Origin of the sequence: Nocardioides cynanchi, assembly GCF_008761635.1 — a bacterium.
GTDB classification, from domain to species: domain Bacteria; phylum Actinomycetota; class Actinomycetes; order Propionibacteriales; family Nocardioidaceae; genus Nocardioides; species Nocardioides cynanchi.
The window spans coordinates 2,549,627-2,568,239 of the sequence record NZ_CP044344.1; the positions used below are offsets into that span (position 1 = coordinate 2,549,627).

Annotated in this window: 16 protein-coding genes; 8 read left to right on the forward strand and 8 right to left on the reverse strand. The window is 71.6% G+C overall.

The genetic code is table 11. The features are described from left to right. Window positions 1-36 precede the first annotated feature (36 nt). Genes E3N83_RS12295 through E3N83_RS12310 form a run of 4 tightly spaced genes read right to left on the reverse strand, consistent with a single transcriptional unit; the run spans window position 37 to window position 4,235 of the window. Complete coding sequence (locus tag E3N83_RS12295; protein WP_151083528.1) at window positions 37-1,179, reverse strand: aromatic ring-hydroxylating oxygenase subunit alpha; 1,143 nt, start codon at window positions 1,177-1,179, stop codon at window positions 37-39. 35 nt (window positions 1,180-1,214) lie between these two features. Next, a complete protein-coding gene (locus E3N83_RS12300; RefSeq protein ID WP_151083529.1) occupies window positions 1,215-2,087 on the reverse strand; it encodes an ABC transporter permease in 873 nt (290 codons plus the stop codon). Next, window positions 2,084-3,001, reverse strand: coding sequence for an ABC transporter permease (locus E3N83_RS12305; protein WP_151083530.1), 918 nt, complete (start codon window positions 2,999-3,001; stop codon window positions 2,084-2,086). The genes E3N83_RS12300 and E3N83_RS12305 overlap by 4 nt, the downstream gene beginning before the upstream one ends. Continuing rightward, window positions 2,994-4,235, reverse strand: coding sequence for a polyamine ABC transporter substrate-binding protein (locus E3N83_RS12310; RefSeq protein ID WP_151083531.1), 1,242 nt, complete (start codon window positions 4,233-4,235; stop codon window positions 2,994-2,996). The genes E3N83_RS12305 and E3N83_RS12310 overlap by 8 nt, the downstream gene beginning before the upstream one ends. Window positions 4,236-4,332: 97 nt before the next feature. On the opposite strand from E3N83_RS12310, the gene E3N83_RS12315 reads away from it, so the two are divergent. Together E3N83_RS12315 and E3N83_RS12320 are read left to right on the forward strand one after the other, a co-directional pair. Beyond that, on the forward strand, window positions 4,333-5,718 hold the full coding sequence (locus E3N83_RS12315) for an aspartate aminotransferase family protein (RefSeq protein ID WP_151083532.1): 1,386 nt from the start codon (window positions 4,333-4,335) through the stop codon (window positions 5,716-5,718). Further along, window positions 5,718-6,797, forward strand: a complete 1,080-nt coding sequence (locus E3N83_RS12320; protein ID WP_151083533.1) for an ABC transporter ATP-binding protein — start codon at window positions 5,718-5,720, stop codon at window positions 6,795-6,797. Before E3N83_RS12315 ends, E3N83_RS12320 begins: the two co-directional genes overlap by 1 nt. 1 nt (window position 6,798) lies before the next feature. On the opposite strand, the gene E3N83_RS12325 is transcribed toward E3N83_RS12320, so the two are convergent. Together E3N83_RS12325 and E3N83_RS12330 are read right to left on the reverse strand one after the other, a co-directional pair. Then, window positions 6,799-7,557 (reverse strand): class I SAM-dependent methyltransferase, encoded by a 759-nt coding sequence (locus E3N83_RS12325; protein WP_151083534.1) that lies wholly within the window; start codon window positions 7,555-7,557, stop codon window positions 6,799-6,801. A 31-nt stretch (window positions 7,558-7,588) separates the two neighbouring features. Next, window positions 7,589-8,233: a TetR/AcrR family transcriptional regulator gene (locus E3N83_RS12330; protein ID WP_151083535.1), complete on the reverse strand. Its 645-nt coding sequence runs from the start codon at window positions 8,231-8,233 to the stop codon at window positions 7,589-7,591. 175 nt (window positions 8,234-8,408) lie between these two features. Between E3N83_RS12330 and E3N83_RS12335 the strand changes: the two genes are divergently transcribed. After that, on the forward strand, window positions 8,409-10,463 hold the full coding sequence (locus tag E3N83_RS12335; protein ID WP_202879215.1) for an acetate--CoA ligase family protein: 2,055 nt from the start codon (window positions 8,409-8,411) through the stop codon (window positions 10,461-10,463). A gap of 250 nt (window positions 10,464-10,713) precedes the next feature. On the opposite strand, the gene E3N83_RS12340 is transcribed toward E3N83_RS12335, so the two are convergent. Continuing rightward, window positions 10,714-11,910 (reverse strand): NAD(P)/FAD-dependent oxidoreductase, encoded by a 1,197-nt coding sequence (locus E3N83_RS12340; RefSeq protein WP_151083536.1) that lies wholly within the window; start codon window positions 11,908-11,910, stop codon window positions 10,714-10,716. Window positions 11,911-12,025: 115 nt separating this feature from the next. Here E3N83_RS12340 and E3N83_RS12345 point away from each other — a divergent pair, with 115 nt between their 5' ends. The 5 genes from E3N83_RS12345 (at window position 12,026) to E3N83_RS12365 (ending at window position 17,243) form a co-directional block, all read left to right on the forward strand. Continuing rightward, window positions 12,026-13,201, forward strand: a complete 1,176-nt coding sequence (locus E3N83_RS12345; RefSeq protein ID WP_151083537.1) for an acyl-CoA dehydrogenase family protein — start codon at window positions 12,026-12,028, stop codon at window positions 13,199-13,201. 35 nt (window positions 13,202-13,236) lie between these two features. Beyond that, window positions 13,237-14,091 carry a hypothetical protein gene (locus tag E3N83_RS12350; protein WP_151083538.1) on the forward strand — a complete coding sequence of 285 codons (855 nt, stop codon included), beginning with the start codon at window positions 13,237-13,239 and terminating at the stop codon, window positions 14,089-14,091. Beyond that, complete coding sequence (fahA, locus tag E3N83_RS12355; protein ID WP_151083539.1) at window positions 14,084-15,259, forward strand: fumarylacetoacetase; 1,176 nt, start codon at window positions 14,084-14,086, stop codon at window positions 15,257-15,259. Before E3N83_RS12350 ends, fahA begins: the two co-directional genes overlap by 8 nt. 186 nt (window positions 15,260-15,445) lie before the next feature. Next, a complete protein-coding gene (locus E3N83_RS12360) occupies window positions 15,446-16,390 on the forward strand; it encodes a metallophosphoesterase (protein ID WP_151083540.1) in 945 nt (314 codons plus the stop codon). Window positions 16,391-16,433: 43 nt separating this feature from the next. Then, window positions 16,434-17,243 (forward strand): siderophore-interacting protein, encoded by an 810-nt coding sequence (locus tag E3N83_RS12365; protein ID WP_202879216.1) that lies wholly within the window; start codon window positions 16,434-16,436, stop codon window positions 17,241-17,243. Here E3N83_RS12365 and E3N83_RS12370 read toward each other — a convergent pair. After that, the gene (locus E3N83_RS12370) at window positions 17,240-18,583 is read right to left on the reverse strand and encodes an MFS transporter (protein ID WP_238342881.1); all 1,344 of its coding nucleotides are present in this window, start codon (window positions 18,581-18,583) and stop codon (window positions 17,240-17,242) included. The genes E3N83_RS12365 and E3N83_RS12370 overlap by 4 nt on opposite strands. Between the last annotated feature and the right edge of the window lie 30 nt (window positions 18,584-18,613).

The window sequence follows — 18,613 nt, forward strand, 5'->3', positions numbered from 1 at the left end:
CGACTCGGCGTGTCTCGCCTGCCTCTTTGCGCCGACTCAGCTGCCCTGGTAGGCGCGGGCCATCTTGGAGACGAAGTGGTAGACGCCGTCCTCGTCCGGGGCGAGCGGGCCGGCTTCGTAGTGGGGGGCGGCCATGCCGCGCTGGACGGACTCGCACGCCGACCAGTCCTGACGGTTGGTGAGGTCCCAGAAGTCGACGGCGTACGCCGGGCTGAAGCCCTCGGCGGCGGCCACGTCGGCCGGGAACGCCCAGGAGCAGGTGATCCGGGTCGTGCCCGGCGAGAGCGGAACCAGCTGGTGGGTCATCACGTAGTCGGGGTGCAGCGAGATCAGGAGGTTGGGCAGCACCGCGACGTACATCACCGTCGACAGCTCGTGCTCGTCGAGCCGCGCCATCGCGACCCCGCCGCTGCGCCCGTCGAGCGACATCGTCTCGGCGCCCTGCCGGAGGTCCATCCAGCCGCCCACCCAGTTGCCCGGCAGCTCGACGTTCTCCCCGCTGGTCGGCGGGGAGACGCGGCACAGCTCGGGATGGATCATCGAGCAGTGATAGCACTCCTGGTAGTTCTCGACGATCACCTTCCAGTTCGCGGCGACCTCGTAGGTGTGGGTCTCGGCGGTGACCAGCGTGCCGGCGTCGTACGGCGCGACGATCCCCTCGAGCTCGCCGATGTACGACGTGAAGTCCTCGGCCGCGCCGGTCCGGTCGACGAACACCCAGCCGTGCCACTCCTGCACCCGCACCGACTTGAGACCGAGTGTCGACTTGTCGAACTTCTCGACCTCCTTGAAGTGCGGAGCGCCGATCAGGCTGCCGTCGTGGCGGTAGGACCATGCGTGGTAGGGACACACGATCGCCTTGGCGTCACTCGACCCCCCGCACGGCAGCAGCTCGTGGCCGCGGTGGCGACAGGCGTTCTCGAACGCCCGCAGCTCACCCTCGGGGTCCCTGGTCAGCAGCACGCCGTAGTCGCCGACCGACTCCGCACGCAGCCCGCCGGGCTTGATCTCGGCGGAGCGACCCAGGCACATCCAGCCGGAGAAGAGATGCTCGCGCTCCCACGCCAGGACGTCGTCGGAGAGGTAGGCGGCGCGCGGCAGCATCCGGCTCGAGCCGAACGGCGCCGCTGCCAGCGCCAGCTGGGCCGCGTCGAGGGGTGCGGGCGGGATCGACGACATGGGGGTCTCCTTCAACTGAACAGTCAGTCAGCAGTTTAGGCCTCGCCCGCGAACACGTCGAGGGTTGCGCCCTTCTCACCCCGAGTGAACCAACGATAGGCCAGGAACCCCACCGTCACGGCCACCAGGGAGGCGACCAGCAGCAGTGTCGTCAGCGCGTTCAGCGCCGGGGTCGGAGCGGCTCGAGCGGTGTTGTAGACCTTGACCGAGACCGGCTCGGTGGAGGAGTCGCCGGACAGGTAGCGCACGATGATGAAGTCGTCGATCACGTCGGCGAAGACGAGGACGGCACTGGCGAAGATCGCGGGGAACAGCATCTTGAGCAGGACCCGCCACACCGCCCCGAACGGCGATGCGCCGAGGTCGACGGCCGCCTCCTCGTAGTCGCGGCCGATGGTCAGCAGCCGGGCCCGCACGATCACGACCGGGTAGGACAGCTGGTATGTCACCAGCCCGATCACCTGGCCCGAGGTGCCGAGCTGGAGCGGCGTGACCAGCACCGTGGCCACGAACAGCAGCGAGACCGCCATCAGGATCTCGGGGAGCACGAAGGAGACGAGGACGGCGAGGTTGGCCCCCGCCGGCACCCGCCCACGCCACCGGTCGAGCCCGAGCGCCATCGCGACACCCAGCGGGATCGTGATCGCGGTGGCCAGCACCCCCAGCCACAGGGTGTGGGTGAGCGCCGTGTGCAGGCTCGAGTCGTGCCACACCGAGCGCAGTGGGTCGCCGTAGTACCACCGCATCGAGAAGCCCTGCCAGGTCACCCGCGACCGGCCGGCGTTGAACGAGAAGAGAACGGCGACCAGCACCGGCAGCAGGGACCAAGCCAGGTAGCCGACGGTCACGACGCCGAGGATCCACGGACGACGCCAAGGGTTGCGCCACCACGACAGCGGGCTGCTCATGACGCCACCTCGTCGCCGTACCGGGTGCTGCGGACGTAGAAGAACATCGGGAGCACCGACACCACGAGGATGATCAGCACGAACGCTCCGGCCTGACCGGTCTGACCGGGGGTCAGCACCGAGTTGTTGATCAGGTTGCCGATCATCGACGTCGACGGCGAGCCGGACAGCAGGTCGTTGGTGAAGTAGTCCCCGAGCATCGGCAGGGTGGTCAGGAGAAGGCTGACCACGACCGCCGACCGGCTCAACGGCCAGGTCACGCGACGGAAGGTCTCCCACCGGCTCGCCCCCAGGTCGCGGGCCGCCTCCAGCATCGAGACCGGCGCGCGGTCGAGCCCGGCGAACAGTGGCAGGATCATGTAGGGGACGTAGCCGTAGACCAGACCCAGCACGACGGTCGTGCCGTGGCCCTGCAGCCAGGCGACGTGGACGTCGAAGAGCCCTCCGGCGCTGAGGGTCTTGTTCACCAGGCCGTTGGTCTGCAGGAGGTTGACCCAGGCCAGCATCCGCATCATGTAGCTGATCCAGAACGGCGCGATCAGGGCGGCGAGGAGCACGCCCTTCCACCGGCCGGCGAAGCGGGCGGTGAAGTAGGCCACCGGATAGGCGATCAGCAGGCACAGGAAGCTGGCCGCCGCCACGTAGAGGACGGTGCGGATCAGGGCCGGCCGGAAGTAGGCGTCGGAGCCGAAGATCCGGCCCATCACGAAGTCGAACTGCGTGAAGTCCCACGACCGGGGGTCCCACACCGGGACCGGCTGCCGCAGGATCGGGTCGACCCCGCCGAACAGGATCGCGAGCACGACGTAGAGCGGCACCACGAAGATCACCAGCAGCCAGATCGTCCCCGGGAGGGCCAGGGTCGGCCACAGCCAGCGGTGGCCCACTCCGCGGCGAGGCTCGGAGTCAGCCACCGGACTTGAACTCCTGCCAGATCTGGTGGTACTCGCCGTCGGCGGTGACCGGGAGCTCGAGCAACGGGAAGCCCTTCTTGAAGTCGCCCTGCTGGACGACGGCGGTGCTGAGGTTCTCCGGGAGGTAGCCCTGGTCGACCAGCGTGCTGGGGGTGAACTGCTTCAGTGGCGGCTGGTAGCCGGTATAGCCGAAGTTCTGCCCGGCGATCTTGTCGTCGAGGATCGCGTTCATGAAGAAGTGCGCCGCGACCGGGTTGGAGCCCTGCCCGAGACAGACGCACAGGTCGTTGTCGACCTCGCCCTTGCCGTCGGGTGGGAACCAGAAGTTGAGGACGCCGGGGTCGACGTTCTTGGGCAGGTAGTACGGCATGTTGATCGCGTCCCCGGACCAGAACTGGGCCAGGCCGTACTGCCCGGCCGGCATGTCGGTGTACATCCGGATCGTCACCTGCGGGTTCATCGTCCGGCGCAGGTCGAGCAGCTGGGCGCGCACCAGGGCAAGGTCCTTGGAGCTGGTCGTGTTGATGTCGTCGATGCCGTTGCGCTGCAGCACCATCGCCATCGCGGTGTGCCAGTCGTCGAGGATCGCCATGTTGTCGCGGTACTGCGTGTCCCAGAACGCGTCGTACGGGTTGGCCAGCGTGGACGGGTCACCGTCGATCAGGTCCGACCGCCAGCCGATGCCCGTGCTGTAGATCGTGTAGGGGATCGTGTAGCGCGAGCCGCGGTCGTACCAGGGGTCGCGCAGGCTGTGCCACAGGTTCGCCGTGTTGGGCAGGTAGTCGGGGTTCAGCGGTCGCAGGAAGTCGGCCTGGATCAGCTTGCCGACCGAGTCGTAGCTGGGGAAGTAGAGGTCGAAGCCCAGGCTCTCCGAGGCGATCTTGGTGAGGGCCTCGTCGGCGTCGTTGAAGGTCGAGAGATGGATCGAGACCCCCCACTGCGCCTCGAAGTCCTTCATCACCCGCGGCGAGAGGTAGTCGGCGTAGTTGTAGATGCGCAGCGTGCTGCCGGCCTTGGGCTTGAGACCCGAGTCGATCACGGGATAGCGCTTGCTCAGGCCCCACCGGACGGGATGGTCGGGGGCCGGGATCCGGAGCGTCCCGTAGTCGTGGGTACGGGTCCGGCAGGCCGAGAGGGCGGGCGCGACGGCGAGCGCGGACAGGCCGGCGCGCAGCAGCGTACGGCGTTGCAGCCGTCGCGCCCGATCGCTCGCCGGACCTGTAGATGCGCCCATCCAGTCCCCTGGCCTCGGTGTGGAGTCCCTTGCCGGAGCCTCTCACGCTGGCATAGACTGAACGATCAGTCAATCGTTTGCCCGGGCGAGGAGTCCCATGACCGCGACCGAGATCGCACCCGAGCTGTCCACCCGTCTCGACTCCCTGATCGACCAGGAGACCGAGGTCTTCCGCGGTCGCCAGACCGGCAGCGCAGCGATGTCGGAGCGAGCTCGCACGCTGGCCGGCGGCGCGACCTCCAACTGGCAGATCGCCGAGCCGCACGCGGTCTGGATCAGCCACGGCGCGGGCCCCCACGTGGTCGACGTGGACGGCAACGAGTACGCCGACTTCCACGGTGGGTACGGCGTGTCCCTGGCCGGGCACGCGCACCCGGCCATCGTCGAGGCGGTACGACGACGGGTCGGCCAGGGCACGCACTTCGCCCAGCCGACCGAGGACTCCATAGTGGTGGCCGACAACCTCGCGGAGCGGTTCGGCCAGCCGCTGTGGCGCTTCGGCAACTCGGGCACCGAGGTCACCATGGACGCCGTTCACCTGATGCGGGCGGTCACCGGGCGTGACCGGATCATCAAGGTCGAGGGTGGCTACCACGGCCACCACGACTCGGTGATGGTCTCGGTACTGCCCGAGCCGGACGACGAGATCGGGCCGCCCGACGCCCCGCTGGGGGTGGTCAGCAACAGTGGCATCCCGGACGCCGTCGCGGATCTGGTGACCGTCGTCCAGTTCAACGACCTGGCGGCCGTCGAGGCCGCGCTGGCCCGTCACCCCGGCGAGATCGCCGGCATGATCGTGGAGCCGATCATGATGAACGCCGGCATCATCCACCCGCAGGACGGCTACCTCGCCGGGCTCAAGGACCTGCTCCACGCGCACGGCGCCCTGCTCACCTTCGACGAGGTGAAGACCGGGCTCACGGTCGGACCCGGCGGCGTGAGCCGGCTGGTCGGTGTGACCCCCGACCTGATCTGTGTCGCGAAGTCGATCGGCGGCGGCGTCTCCACCGCGGCGATCGGCGGCCAGACCGAGGTGATGGGGCTGATCGCGACCGGTGCCTACGAGCAGGTCGGCACCTTCAACGGCAACCCGTTGGCGATGGCCGCGGCCAGGGCGATGCTGACCGAGGTGCTGACCGACGAGGCCTACGCCCACCTCGACCACCTGCGCGACCGGGTCAGCTCGGGGCTGCAGAGCGTCATCGACCGGCACGACGCTCCCTGGCGGGTCGTGACCGCCGGCGCCAAGGGGTGCGTCTCGTTCATGCCGCAGCCGATCCACAACTTCCGCGACTTCCGCGAGCTCGACGGCCGCTACGGCCACGCCCACTGGCTGGTGCAGCACAACCGGGGCGCGTTCCTGCCGCCGTGGGGCAAGGTCGAGCAGTGGCTGATCTCGGTGCAGCACACCGACGCCGACATCGACCGCTTCGTCGCCAACTGCGGCCACCTGGCCGACGAGCTGCTCGGGTCTCGCGCCTGATGGCCGGCGGGCTGTCACTGACCGGGCTCGTCAAGCGCTTCGGCGACGCCGTGGCGGTCGACGGACTCGACCTCGAGATCGGCGAGGGTGAGTTCTTCTCCCTGCTCGGCTCGTCCGGCTGCGGCAAGACCACGACCCTGCGGATGATCGCCGGGTTCGAGGAGCCCGACGAGGGGCAGATCGTCCTGGACGGTGCCGACCTCTCCCAGGTCTCGCCGCACAAGCGTCCGGTCAACACCGTCTTCCAGTCCTACGCGCTGTTCCCCTTCCTCGACGTCTCCGACAACGTCGCCTTCGGCCTGCGCTACCAGCGCGCCTCCAAGGACGACGTACGACGTCGGGTCGGCGCCGCGCTCGAGCTCGTGCAGATGGGCAGCCTGGCCAAGCGCAAGCCGCATCAGCTCTCGGGCGGCCAGCAGCAGCGCGTCGCACTGGCCCGCGCGCTGGTCCTCGAGCCGACCGTGCTCCTGCTCGACGAGCCGATGGGCGCCCTGGACGCCAAGCTCCGCAAGCAGCTCCAGCTCGAGCTCCGGGCCCTGCAGAAGCAGGTCGGCACGACCTTCGTCTACGTCACCCACGACCAGGAGGAGGCACTGACGATGAGCGACCGGCTCGCGGTGCTCGAGTCGGGCAGGGTGATGCAGGTGGGCACCCCCAGCGAGGTCTACAGCGAGCCCGCGAACGCCCATGTGGCCACGTTCCTGGGCACCGCGAACCTCTGGGACGCGCACATCGTGTCGGCCGACGCGGACGGCGTCTGTTGCAAGGTCGGCGACGTCGAGCTGCGGGTTGCCGGCACCCGGGCGGAGCCCGGCTCCGAGATGGCGGTGATGGTGCGCCCGGAGCGGGTGGAGGTGACCCCCGCCGGCACCGCCACCGACGGCGCCAACGTGCTGCCCGGCCGGGTCGGCACGCTCACCTTCCGCGGAGCCCACACCGCGGTGCTCCTCGACTGCTCGGGGCTGCGTCTCGAGGCCGAGGTCGCCAACGTGGCCGGCGCTCCGCCCGCCTGGCTCGCCGAGGGCGCCGCAGTCGTCGCGCAGGTGTCGCCCCAGGCGCTGCGGCTGCTGTCGGCCTGAGCTAGGCGCGGGCCCGGATCACCCAGGCGGTGGCGGCCTGCTCGAACGGTGGCTCGGGCAGCCGCGCGCGGCACCGGTCGTGGAGCCGCCGCAGGTGCTCCTCGTCCAGGGTCGCGACGTAGTCGCCGAGCGGGCCGACCCCGAGGAGGTAGGGCGCCCACCACTCGTCGTACGACGTGAAGCGGACGCGGACCGTCAGGGCCGACGGCTCGACGTCGTCGAGACCGGCCTCGGTGGCCAGCGCGACCAGATGACCCTCGCTGGTGCCGGGCAGGTCGCCCTCGACCGGGGCGTCGGGGTCGAGCTCCGCGGCCGCCTGCCAGAACAGCGACAGCGGCGAGCCGGTGCCCGCGTGGTCCCAGACCGAGGCCGCGACCACGCCGCCGGGCCGGGTGACCCGACCCATCTCCCGCAGCCCGCCGACCGGGTCGGTCATGAAGTGCACGACCAGCCCGGCCAGAGCCGCGTCGAAGGTGCCGTCGTCGAAGGGCAGCGCCTCAGCCCGGGCCTGGCGCACGTCGAGCCCCGCGAAGCGGTCTCGCGTCGCCGCGACGAACGGTGGCGAGGGGTCGACCGCGGACACCGGGGCGGCTCCGGGCCGGTCCACCAGGAGCTGGGTGAGCACCCCCGGACCACAGCCCACGTCGAGCACCCGGCCACCCTCCGGCAGCGCGGCGTACGCGAGAAACTCGCGGGCCAGCGGCTCGGAGTAGCGGCCCATGAAGCGGAGGTAGGACTCAGCCGGCACCTCGAAGCTCATGGAGCCAGTGTGACCGGCCGGCGACGACCTGTCAGCGCTTGCGCTTTGCGCGGGACCGGGCGGGGCCGAGACCGAGCTCTTTGCCGGCGACGTCGAGGGCCACCTTGCGGGCCCGGGCCACGTCGACGACCGGGTCGTCGAGGGCGACCTGCACCACGAGCCCGTCGAGCAGGGAGCTCCACATGATCGCGAACGTCTCGACGTCGAGCTCCCCGATCTCGCCGGCGTCGACCCCGGCCCGGACGACGCGCACGATCAGGTCGCGCCACTGGGCGTCGAGCTCGGCGCGGTCCTTCTTGACCTCGGGGTGCCGGAAGGCCTGGGCCCACAGGTCGAACCAGAGGCCCCAGTCGCCGGTGATCGAGCTCTGCTTGGCGGGGACCAGGGTCCACTCGACGAGGGTCTCGAGGCGATCGCGGAGCCCGGTCGTCGAGCGCAGCATCTCCTCGGTGGCGGCGTAGAACGAGCGTTCGGACCAGCGCAGGGCCTCGGTGAGGAGGCTGTCCTTCGTGCCGAAGTAGTAGATGACCAGCGCCGGACTGGCGCCCACGCGCTCGGCGACGTCGGCGATCCGGGTGTCGCTGAAACCGCGCTCCGCGATCAGCGTGGCGGCCGCCGAGAGCATCTGGTCGCGGCGTACGTCGGCGACGGCGTCGCCGGTGTCGCGCGCGGCCATGGCCTCCCCTTGCTCATCGGTCGACTGCTTGTGGACGCACGCTAGCACGCCTTAGACTGAACAGTCAGTCAGGACTTCGGAGGGCGGTGAGCACCATGGCGGGGACCCACGACGTGGGCGTGGCCGGTGACCGGCACGGCCTGGCTCCGGCCACGATCTCCTCCCGGGCGGGTCGGTGACCCTCGATCCCCCGGAGCGGCTGCGGAGGATGATGTCCGCGCGCTCGGTGGCCGTGGTGGGCGCCAGCGAACGGCCCGGCTCGTTCGGCTGGCGGGTGTCCACGGAGGTGCTGCGCAGCCCCGGTCTCGAGCGGGTGCACCTGGTGAACCCCGGGCGCACCTCGGTACTCGGTCATCCCTGCGTGCCGTCGTTGGCCGACGTGCCCGAACCGGTCGACCTGGTGCTCCTCGGCGTCCCGGACTCCGCCCTCGTGCCCGCGCTCTCGCTGGCGGCGGCGCGCGGTGACGCGGGGGCGGTGATCTACGGGCCGGCGTACGGCGTCCGCGACGAGGTGGTCGCGGCGGCCGGCCAGATGGCGCTGGTCGGCGCTGGCTGCATGGGGTTCGTCGACACCACGACCGGGGTCCGGGCGATCGGCTACCTCGAGCGCGACCCGCTGCCCGCCGGGTCGATCGCGCTGGTCACCCACTCCGGCTCGGTCTTCTCGGCACTGCTGCGCACCCACCGGCGGCTGGAGTACTCCGTCGCCGTCTCGTCGGGCCAGGAGCTGGTGACGACCGCGGCGGACCACCTGGCCTACGCGCTGTCCCTGCCCCAGACCCGGGTGGTCGGGCTGGTGCTGGAGACGATGCGCGACGCCCCGCACCTGGCGGCCGGCCTGGCCGAGGCAGCCGCGCGGGGCATCCCGGTGTGCGCGCTGACCGTCGGCTCGTCGCTGCGCGGGCAGGCCCTGGTCGACGCGCACTCGGGAGCCGTCGCGGGGTCGGACGCCGGTTGGGAGGCCCTGTTCGCGGGGTACGGCGTGCATCGCTGCTTCGACCTCGCCGACCTGACCGACAGCCTCGAGCTGTTCTCGATCGGGCGGCGCCTGGTCCCGTCGGCGGGCCGCGGGCTGGCGACCGCTCACGACTCGGGCGCCGAGCGGGTCCTGGTCGCGGACGTCGCGGAGCGGCTCGGCGTACCGTTCGCCGAGCTCGCCCCGGCGACGGTGGAGCGGCTCTCCTCGCTGCTCGACCCCGGGCTGGAGGCGATCAACCCGCTCGACGTGTGGGGCAGCGGGGCCGACACCGAGGAGCTCTTCGGTGGCGCGCTGGCGGCGCTGGCCGACGACGCCGAGGTCGGGGTGGTGGCGTTGGCGGTCGACCTGGTCGAGGAGTACGACGGTGACGAGTCGTTCCCGCGGGCGCTCGCGACGCTGCTGACGCGGACCGAGAAACCGGTCGTGGTGCTGTCCAACCTGGCGTCCGCCGTCGACCCGATGGCGGCGGCGCGGCTGCGAGGCCTCGGCATCCCGGTCCTGGAGGGCACGGCGTCGGGGCTGCGCGCCATCGGTCATCTGCTGTCGCCGCCGCCGGCGGCGCGGCCGGAGGCGGTGGTGGACCGGGCGCGACAGGCCCGGTGGACCGAGCGAGGGCTGGGCGACTGGGCCGCCCTGCTGGAGGACTACGGGATCGCGGTGGTCCCGAGCGCGGTGGTGGGCTCGGCCGACGAAGCCGTCGGGGTGGCGTCGGCGCTGGGGTACCCCGTCGTACTGAAGACCGCGGAGGCCGCCGTCCACCACAAGACCGAGCAGGACGGGGTGCGCCTCGGGATAGCGTCCGTCGAGGCCGTGCGGACGTCGTACGACGACCTGGCCGCGCGGCTCGGTGCGCGGGTCGTCGTACAACGTCAGGTGGCCGGGGTCGAGGTGGCGCTCGGGATCGTCCGCGACCCGCTGCTCGGCCCCCTCGTCGTGGTCGCGGCCGGCGGGACGCTGGTCGAGCTGATGGGCGAGCGTGCGGTCGCGCTGCCACCGGTCGGCCGTGGTCCGGCGCTCGACCTGCTGGGCCGCCTGCGGCTGTGGCGGGTGCTGGAGGGCTACCGCGGCGCCCCACCGGCCGATGTCGACGCGCTGGTGACCACGATCGTCGGCCTCGGGCAGCTCACCCTGGAGCTCGGCGACCACCTCGCCGGCCTCGATCTCAACCCGGTCGTCGTCGGCCCGGCACCCACTCCCGACCAGCCGGCGGGTGGTGCCGTCGTCGTCGACGCCCTCCTCCTCCCCCGCTGACTCGGCGCAAACAGACGTCGTAATCACGCTGAGTCGGCGCAAACAAACGCGGCATTCACGTCGAGTCGGCGCAAACAGACACACCGGGGCCGATTGCCCCGCGTCACGATGCGCCGAGTCGGAGTTCTCGAGACGCCCGTTTGCGCCGACTCGGCGGCGTGGGATTGCCTGTTTGTGCCGACTCAGCGGCTTGGGGGTGCCTGTTTGTGCCGAGTGAGCGGCTTGGGGCTGCCTGTTTGTGCCGAGTGGGTCAGGTGAGCTCGGGGAAGGGGAGGGCGATCGGGTCCGGGGTCAGCCGGCTGCGGCCGTCGGCGTCGAAGCGGTCGAGACCCAGGTCGGTCGTGTCGAGGACGTCGCTCTGCCCGGTCAGCACGAGGTCGGAGGCGGCCTTGGCGACCCCCGGGCCCCACATCATCCCGTGCCCGCCCGCCGCGGCCACGAACGCGCCGTCGAGGACCTCCCCGTCGCGCAGGGCCGGACCCAGGATCGGCAGGTGGTCGGGGGTGTAGTCGATCGTCGCGGCCCACGTCTTGCGCAGCCCGACCTCGGTGGTGGCGGGCACCAGGGTCGCCATCCGCTCGGCCATCACCTCGAAGTAGCCATGGTCGAACGCGCGCGCCTCGCCGGGCGCCTCGTCGGGGTTGCTCATCCCCCACATCAGCCCGCCCTCCCAGGGACGCCAGTAGATCCCCGACCTCAGGTCGAAGACCATCGGCAGCCGGTCGGGAGCGAACGCCGGATGGGGCTCGGTGACCACGACCTGGTGCCGTGCCCCGCCGGAGGGGATCCGGACGCCGGCCGCGGCCCCGACGGCAGCGAGGGTCGGTCCGCCGGTCAGCACCACGCGGCTGGTCGCGATGTCGCCGGCCGAGGTGTGCACCCCCACCACGTGCCCGGCCTCGACGGCCAGCCCGGTGAACGGCGTGCGTTCGCAGACCCGCACCCCAGCCGTGAACAGCGCGGCGGTGTAGGCAAGCACGTTGCGGGGCGGGTCGATGTAGCCGTCGCCGGGCGCGTACGACGATCCGAGCGTCTGCCCGGGAGCCATCGCCGGGTTCATCGCGTCGACCTCGTCGCCGTCGACCCAGCGCACGTCGAGACCGAGCGCCTGCTGCATCGCGATCCGACCCCGGGCCTGCTGCACCTCGGTGTCGGTGAAGCACGGCATGAAGTACCCCTGCGCCACGAAGCCCGAGTCGATCCCGAGCGCCTCCTGCTGTCCGGTGTAGAAGTCCCGGCTGAACATCCCGAGCCGGACCGCGGCCTCGGTGCCGCCCTGGGCACGGACCATGCCTGCGGCCCGGGAGCTGGCACCCTGGCCGAGCGTGTCGCGCTCGAGCAGGACGACGTCGCCGAGGCCCGACTGACGCAGGAACCACGCGGTCCAGGCGCCGATCGTCCCACCGCCGACGACCACCGCATCGGCGCTTCGCGGCACTGTGGTCATGGGGGCGAGCGTGGCATAGACTGAACGGTCAGTCAACGATTCTCGACTCCGCTCGACCCGCGTGGGACCTCCGCTCGATCGGCGGGGTGACGCCCGATCACCCGAAGGACGGCGCATGTACGGACTGACCCCTGACGACCTCGCGCTCCAGGCTCGCGCCCGCGGGTTCGCCGACGAGCTGATCGCGCACGAGGAGTACGCCGAGGCGCACGAGGGCGAGCTCCCTCCCGACGTGGCGCACCGCCTCGAGGCCCGGGCCGTCGAGCTCGGGCTGACCGCGACCAACATGCCCGTCGACGTGGGCGGTCGGGGGCTCAGCCACCTCCAGCAGGTGCTGGTGCAGGAGCAGGGCGGCCGGGTCACCAACGCGCTGGCCTGGTGCCTCACGACGCCACCGGGCTGGTGGCCCGCCGTCGCCAACGACCACCAGCGTGAGACCTGGCTGATCCCGACCGTCGAAGGCCGCCGCGAGGAGTGCTACGCGATCACCGAGGAGCACGCCGGCTCGGACGTCTCCGACCTCCAGGCCACCGCAGCGCGGGACGGTGACGACTACGTGCTGAACGGCGTGAAGTGGCACGTCACGTCGTACAACAAGGCCGACTACGTCTTCTTCCAGGCCGTGCTCACGACCGGCGAGCACGCCGGCGAGCAGGCGCTCTTCGTCGCCGACAAGGACACCCCCGGCATCCGCGTGGTCCGCACCCCGGCGTACACCCACACCATCGCCCACCACCACCCGATCGTGGCCTTCGAGGACGTCCGGGTGCCGGCCACCCACCTGATCGGCTCCGAGGATGCCGGGATGTCGTTCGTCTACGAGTGGTTCCGCTACGAGCGGCTGATGATCGCGACCCGCTGCCTCGGCGCCGTCGAGCGGCTGGTCGACGAGATGTCCGCCTTCGCCGCCCAGCGACGGATCGGCCTCGACCGGCTCGCGGACAAGCAGCTGGTCCAGGCGATGCTGGCCGACAGCCTCACCGAGCTCTTCGCGGCCCGCTCGATGGTCTACGGCCTGGCCCGCAGCCTCGACGGGCAGTCGGGAGGCCTCGACCTCAAGGTCGCCCACGCCCAGTGCTCGATGGCCAAGCTCTTCTGCAGCGAGATGGCAGGGCGGGTCGCCGACCGGGCCGTCCAGGTCTTCGGCGGACGGGGATACATGCGGGAGAACGTCGCCGAGCGCTTCTTCCGCGAGCTGCGCGTCGAGCGCATCTGGGAGGGCGCCAGCGAGGTGCAGCGCGTGATCATCGCCGACCAGCTGGGCAAGCGCGGCCGGGCCCGACTGGTCTAGACCCACCGCCGCCGGGCTGTGGTTGGCTGGGCGGCGTGAGCCCTGCCAACCTTCCGGCCGCCTGGTCCGGCCTGGTCGACGACGCGGCGGTCTTCCCGCCCGGCGACGTCCCCCTGCCCGACGCGGTCGACGCCTTCCGCTCCCGGCGCGACGAGTGGTACGCCGACCTCGTCGGCTCGTTCGTCGTCACCGACACCCGGCTCCCGGAGGTGCCCCAGGACATCCCGGTGACGGTCGTGGTGACCGGCGGGGCGGGCGCCGTCGCCGGGGTCGCGACCTTGGCCGGCCGCCTGGGCCACCGGCTGACCGGCATCGAGATCGCGGTCCGCGACCTCGACGACATCGCTGGCAACGTACGACGCATCAACGCCGCCGTCTACGCCGCGCGGGCCGAGGGCCTGCCCGAGGAGACAGAGATCCATGTCGAGCTGCCCCAGGTCGGGCCGACCGCCTCGTGGCTGGCCGGCGCCGACGCCGTGGCCGAAGCCGAGGCCCACCTCAAGTTCCGGACCGGGGGCGTCGAGGCGCACCTCTTCCCCGACGCTGCGACGGTCGCCGCGTGGATCGACGCCGCGCTCGACCGCGAGACGTCGTACAAGTGCACGGCGGGGCTGCACCATGCCGTCCGCCACCGCGACCACGAGACCGGCTTCGAGCACCACGGCTTCCTCAACGTGCTGCTGGCCACCCGGCGCGCCTTCGACGGCGGGACGGTCGCCGAGGTGGCCGAGGTCCTCGACGACCACTACACCAACGACATGGTCGCGCTGGCGCGCACCAGCGACCTCGCCGGTGCCCGCCGCTGGTTCACGTCGTTCGGCTCGTGCAGCGTGAGCGACCCGCTCGACGACCTGCTCGCCCTCGGCCTGCTCGAGGCTCCCCATGCCTGAGCCGGACGGCTACGGCCTCGACCACCTGCCGTACGGCGCCTACTCCGTCGGCGCCGGGACCCCACGGATCGGGGTGCGCCTGGGCGACCGGGTGCTCGATGTCGCCGACCTACGTCCCGAGCTCGACCGGCCGACCCTGAACGACTTCATGGCGCTCGGTCCCGATGCCTGGGCCGAGACCCGGGCCCAGGTCACCGACCTCGCCGCCGCCGATGCGTTGGCAGCGACACCGGTCGACGACGTACGCCTGCACCTGCCGTTCGCCGTGGGCGACTACGTCGACTTCTATGCCTCGCTCGACCACGCGTCCAACGTCGGCCGGATCTTCCGACCCGACCAGGAGCCGCTGCTGCCCAACTGGCGCCATCTCCCCGTCGGCTACCACGGTCGTGGCGGCACCGTCGTCGTCAGTGGTACGCCGGTGGTCCGGCCCTGCGGGCAGCGGAAGGCGCCGACGGAGGACGCCCCGACCTACGGGCCGAGCCGACGCCTCGACATCGAGGCGGAGCTCGGCTTCGTGATCGGTGCCGGTTCGGCACTCGGGTCGCGGATCAGCGTCGGCGACCTGGCCGAGCACGTCTTCGGCGTCGTCGGCCTCAACGACTGGTCCGCCCGCGACATCCAGGCCTGGGAGTACGTGCCCCTCGGACCGTTCCTCGGCAAGTCGTTCGCCACCTCGGTGGCAGCCTGGGTCACCCCCCTCGCCGCCCTCGACGCCGCGTGGTGCGACCTGCCCGGCCAGGACCCGACACCTCTGGACTACCTGGTCGGGCCGGGCTCGCCCGGCTCGGAGGGGGGCGGACCCCGCGGGCTCGACATCGACGTCGAGGTGGTCCTGAACGACCGGGTGGTCAGCCGCCCGCCGTACCGCACGATGTACTGGTCGCCCGCGCAGATGCTCGCGCACCTGACCGTGAACGGCGCCTCGACCAGGCCCGGTGACCTGTTCGCCTCCGGCACCATCAGCGGCCCGGAGCCCGACACCCGGGGCTCGTTCCTCGAGCTCAGCTGGGGTGGCCGGGAGCCGTTCGGCGGGCCGGGCGGAGAGAGCCGCACCTTCCTCGAGGACGGCGACGTGGTGACCTTGCGCTACTCCGCCCCCGGGACGAGCGGCGGACGGATCACCCTCGGCGAGGTGACCGGCCGGATCGAGCCCGCGCGCCCCTGAGCCTGCCGCCGGCGGAGCGGGTGAGGGGCGCGGTTTCCCCGGTTCACCGGGGAAACCGTCGCTTCCCAGGCGAAACTTCGGCGGAGAAGCGACGGCTTCGGCTGAGAAGTACCCCGTCTCGGGACCGCCTCAGCCGCACCCTGAACGACCCGGGTCGAGCGCTGGAGCGGGCCGTAGGCTCGCCGGGTGACCTCGTTCGGCCAGCTCCCGCCGCCCAGCCACGTGCTGGCGCACATCAGCGACACCCACCTGCTCGCCGGCGACGCCCGGCAGTACGGCGCGATCGACACCGTGGCGCACTTCCGCTCCGCCCTGGAGCGCCTGACAAGGATCGACCCGCCATCCCAGGCGCTGGTGGTCACCGGCGACCTCGCCGACCTCGGCGAGCCGGCGGCCTATCGCGAGCTGCGCAGCCTGGTCGAGCCGTTCGCGGAAGGGATCGGCGCCGAGGTCGTCTGGTGCATGGGCAACCACGACGAGCGCACGGCGTACTCCCGCGAGCTGTTCGGCGAGGAGTCCGACGCCCCCCAGGACCGGGTGTACGACGTCGCCGGGCTGCGGGTCGTCAGCCTGGACACCAGCGTGCCGGGCTGGCACCACGGCGAGCTCACCGACGAGCAGCTCGGATGGCTGAGCGACGTCCTGGCCACGCCTGCCGAGCACGGCACGATCCTGGCCCTGCACCACCCGCCGATCCCGTCTCCCCTGGTGCCGGCCGCGGAGATCATCGAGCTCCTCGACACCGACCGGCTCGCTGCGGTGCTCCGCGGCTCGGACGTCCGCGCGATCCTCGGCGGCCACTACCACTTCTCCTCCCACTCGACCTTCGCCGGGATCCCGGTCTCGGTCGCCGCCGCCACCTGCTACGTCGTGGACACCGCCCCGCTCGACCGGCTGATCTCCGCGGTGGACGGGCACCAGGCGTTCAACGTCGTCCATGTGTACGACGACCGGGTCGTCCACTCGATCGTGCCGGTGCCGGACGCACCCGAGGTCGACGGTTTCGGCGCCGATCTCGCGCCCCTGCTGGAGGCCCTCAGCCCCGAGGAGCGGCTCGACATGGTCTCGCGCAAGGACTCCCCGCTGAACACCGGCCAGCTTGACCTCGACGCACCGCCGCTCGGCGGCTGAGGCCCACGTAGGCTCGCAGAACCCAGGCGGAGGAGGCCACCACGTGCACGGAGTCGTGACCACGACCGAGCAGCTCACGCCGGGCATGGTGCGGATCGTGCTCGGGGGCGGAGACCTCGATCGGCTGGTGATGCCCGAGGCCACCGACGCCTACCTCAACGCCGCCTTCCGGCCGGCCGGCGCGAGCTACGACGAGGTCTTCGATCCCCAAACCGTGCGCGAGAGCCATCCGCAGGACCCGCAGCCGGCCCGTCGGCGTTACACCGTGCGCGCCTGGGACCCGGTTGCCTGCCTCCTGACCGTCGACTTCGTGGTGCACGGCGATAGCGGCGTCGCCGGCCCGTGGGCGACCGCGGCCCGGCCCGGTGACGTCTTCGTCTTCACCGGACCGAGCGGCGCCTACCGACCCCGGCCCGAGACCGACTGGCACCTGCTGCTCGGCGACGAGTCCGCGCTGCCCGCCATCGCCGCCTCGCTGGAGTCGCTGCCGCCGGAGGCCCGAGCCGTGGTCCGGGTCGTCTGCGACGGACCCGACCACGAGGTCCCCCTGCCGGACCGGCCCGGCATCGACGTCGGGTGGCTGCACCGCAGCGGCGGCCCCGAGGACGCCGACCTGCTGGCCGACGCCGTTCGCGGCCTCGACTTCCTGCCGGGCCGGCCCTTCGGGTTCGTACACGGCGAGGCCGACGAGATCCGGGCGGTCCGCCACCACCTGCTGCACGACCGCGGCCTGACCCGGGCCGACCTCTCCTGCTCGCCGTACTGGCGCCGCACCATGACCGACGAGGAGTGGCGCCGGGTCAAGCGCGACTTCGTCGCCGCCATGGAGGCCGAGGAGTCGCAGGGGTCCTAGACACCCTCGCGCTCGTGGAAGCCCAGGTGGGCGAAGGCCTCGCCGCGCTTCATCGACTCGACGACGCCGGGGTGCACGCGGTGCAGGTGGTCGATCGCCTTGCGTCGGTAGCGCAGGATCTGGACGGCGCCGAAGCCCCAGAAGACGAACTGCACCGACATCGCGACCCGGAAGTCCCCCAGGTCGTACGACGCGGCGCCGCCACCGCCGCTGTGCCAGTCGAGCAGCACCCCGATCAGCCCCATCGTCAGCAGGCTGGCCGAGAACCCGCCGACGTTGACGAAGCCGTTCGCCCGCCCCGACGCCTCCACCGGGATGAAGGTCCGGGCCAGGTCGAAGCCGACCATCGAGGCGGGGCCGCCGGTGGCCATCAGGCACACCAGCACGACCAGCATCCACAGCGGGGCGGGCGACGAGCGCAGCAGCACGACCGCCCACCCCGTCGCCATCGCCGCGACGATGCCGAGCACGAACCACGAGCGGTAGAACGGGAAGCGCGCGACCAGCGAGCCGAGCACCAGCCCGCTGACGATCACCCAGCCGGTCATCACGATCAGCAGGGCGCTCGCGGTGCCTTCGGACAGCCCCTCGCCCCGCACCAGGAACGGGAACCCCCACAGCAGCGAGAAGACCGTGGCCGAGAACTGCGACGTGAAGTGCGACCACATCCCCAGCCGGGTGCCGGGGTTGCCCCAGACCAGGCGCAGCGTCCGGGCCACGGCCCGCATCTTGATCTTCGCCACGCCCTCGCGACGGTACGGCGAGTCCTTGACCAGCAGCGCGACGGCCACCATCAGCGGGACCCCGAGGGCCGAGGCCAGGGCGAAGGTGTGGGTCCACCCGAGGTTCCGCAACGCGATGGACAGCGGGGCGGCCGCGACGATGGCGCCGACCTGGCCCACCTGCCCGGTGAGCTGGGTGATCAGCGGAGCCTGGCGCACCAGGAACCAGAGCGTCACCAGCCGGATCACGCTGACGAACACCGTCGCGTCGCCCGCACCCAGCACCGCCCGGGCCGCCACCGCCACCGGGAACGACGTGGCGAACGCGAAGGTCAGCTGGCCGACCGTCATCAGGGCCAGCCCCGACAGCAGGAGCACCCGGGAGCCGTAGCGGTCCAGCAGCACCCCGATCGGGATCTGCAGGCCGGCGTAGACGACCAGCTGGAGGACGGTGAAGAAGGACAGCTGGGTCGCGGTGATCCCGAACCGGTCCTGGGCGAGCAGCCCCGCGACTCCCAGCGAGCTGCGGTTGAACACCGCGAGCACGTAGACCGAGAGGGCGACCCCCCAGATCAGCCACGCCCGGCGTCTGCCGATGTCGTGGATCAGCTCGCTCACGGACCGCATCGTCTCGCATCCGCGCCGGAC

Bases quoted from the DNA above. Each gene is read 5' to 3' on its own strand.
- E3N83_RS12295 (WP_151083528.1), bottom strand. From the start codon at position 1,179: ATGTCGTCGATCCCGCCCGCACCCCTCGACGCGGCCCAGCTGGCGCTG.
- E3N83_RS12300 (WP_151083529.1), bottom strand. From the start codon at position 2,087: ATGAGCAGCCCGCTGTCGTGGTGGCGCAACCCTTGGCGTCGTCCGTGG.
- E3N83_RS12310 (WP_151083531.1), bottom strand. From the start codon at position 4,235: ATGGGCGCATCTACAGGTCCGGCGAGCGATCGGGCGCGACGGCTGCAA.
- E3N83_RS12315 (WP_151083532.1), top strand. From the start codon at position 4,333: ATGACCGCGACCGAGATCGCACCCGAGCTGTCCACCCGTCTCGACTCC.
- E3N83_RS12320 (WP_151083533.1), top strand. From the start codon at position 5,718: ATGGCCGGCGGGCTGTCACTGACCGGGCTCGTCAAGCGCTTCGGCGAC.
- E3N83_RS12325 (WP_151083534.1), bottom strand. From the start codon at position 7,557: ATGAGCTTCGAGGTGCCGGCTGAGTCCTACCTCCGCTTCATGGGCCGC.
- E3N83_RS12330 (WP_151083535.1), bottom strand. From the start codon at position 8,233: ATGGCCGCGCGCGACACCGGCGACGCCGTCGCCGACGTACGCCGCGAC.
- E3N83_RS12340 (WP_151083536.1), bottom strand. From the start codon at position 11,910: ATGACCACAGTGCCGCGAAGCGCCGATGCGGTGGTCGTCGGCGGTGGG.
- E3N83_RS12345 (WP_151083537.1), top strand. From the start codon at position 12,026: ATGTACGGACTGACCCCTGACGACCTCGCGCTCCAGGCTCGCGCCCGC.
- fahA (WP_151083539.1), top strand. From the start codon at position 14,084: ATGCCTGAGCCGGACGGCTACGGCCTCGACCACCTGCCGTACGGCGCC.